Source organism: Ruegeria sp. BG11 (assembly GCF_056538565.1).
This window is the reverse complement of sequence record NZ_JBQFTH010000045.1, coordinates 1-1,182: the sequence shown is the minus strand read 5'-3', so window position 1 is coordinate 1,182 and position 1,182 is coordinate 1. Positions and strand designations below refer to the sequence as shown.

The 1,182-nt window shown below is 59.0% G+C and carries 1 protein-coding gene; it reads right to left on the bottom strand.

Going from position 1 to position 1,182, the window contains the following annotated elements; genetic code table 11:
* Window positions 1-6: 6 nt before the first annotated feature.
* The coding region (tuf, locus tag ACR0JF_RS23290) for an elongation factor Tu (protein ID WP_170381019.1) at window positions 7-1,182 on the bottom strand (1,176 nt) is incomplete at its 5' end.

Below are 1,182 nucleotides of genomic sequence, written 5' to 3'. Positions count from 1 at the left end.
CGCGACTTATTCAGTGATTTTCGACACAACGCCGGCGCCGACGGTGCGGCCGCCTTCGCGGATCGCAAAGCGCAGGCCCTGCTCCATCGCGATCGGCGCGATCAGCTCAACGCCGAACGACACGTTGTCGCCGGGCATGACCATCTCGGTGCCTTCCGCCAGGGTCACGGTGCCAGTCACGTCAGTGGTCCGGAAGTAGAACTGAGGACGGTAGTTCGCGAAGAACGGTGTGTGACGACCGCCTTCTTCCTTGGTCAGGATGTAGGCTTCGGCTTCGAACTTGGTGTGCGGTGTAACCGAACCCGGCTTACACAGAACCTGGCCACGCTCAACGCCGTCACGGTCAACACCACGCAGCAGCGCGCCGATGTTGTCGCCTGCTTCACCGCGGTCCAGCAGCTTGCGGAACATTTCAACGCCGGTGCAGGTGGTTTTCGAAGTGTCGCGGATGCCGACGATTTCAATCTCGTCACCAACGTTGATCACGCCGCGCTCAACACGACCGGTCACAACGGTACCACGACCCGAGATCGAGAACACGTCTTCGATCGGCATCAGGAACGGCTGGTCAACAGCACGCTCAGGGGTGTCGATGTACTCATCAACAGCCGCCATCAGTTCCTTGATCTTCTCTTCACCAATCTCAGGCTTATTGCCTTCCATCGCGGCCAGAGCCGAACCTGCGATGATCGGAATATCGTCGCCAGGGTATTCGTAGCTGGACAGCAGTTCGCGAACTTCCATCTCAACCAGTTCCAGCAGCTCTTCGTCGTCAACCTGGTCAACTTTGTTCAGGAACACGACCATCTTCGGGATGCCAACCTGGCGGCCCAGCAGGATGTGCTCGCGGGTCTGCGGCATCGGGCCGTCAGCGGCGTTCACAACCAGGATCGCGCCGTCCATCTGAGCAGCACCGGTGATCATGTTCTTGACGTAGTCGGCGTGGCCGGGGCAGTCAACGTGCGCGTAGTGGCGGTTCTCGGTCTCGTATTCCACGTGGGCGGTCGAGATGGTGATGCCGCGCGCTTTCTCTTCCGGCGCACCGTCAATCTGGTCATACGCTTTGAAGTCACCAAAATACTTGGTGATCGCTGCGGTCAGCGTCGTCTTACCATGGTCAACGTGCCCAATCGTGCCGATGTTGACGTGCGGTTTTGTACGCTCAAACTTTTCCTTTGCCAT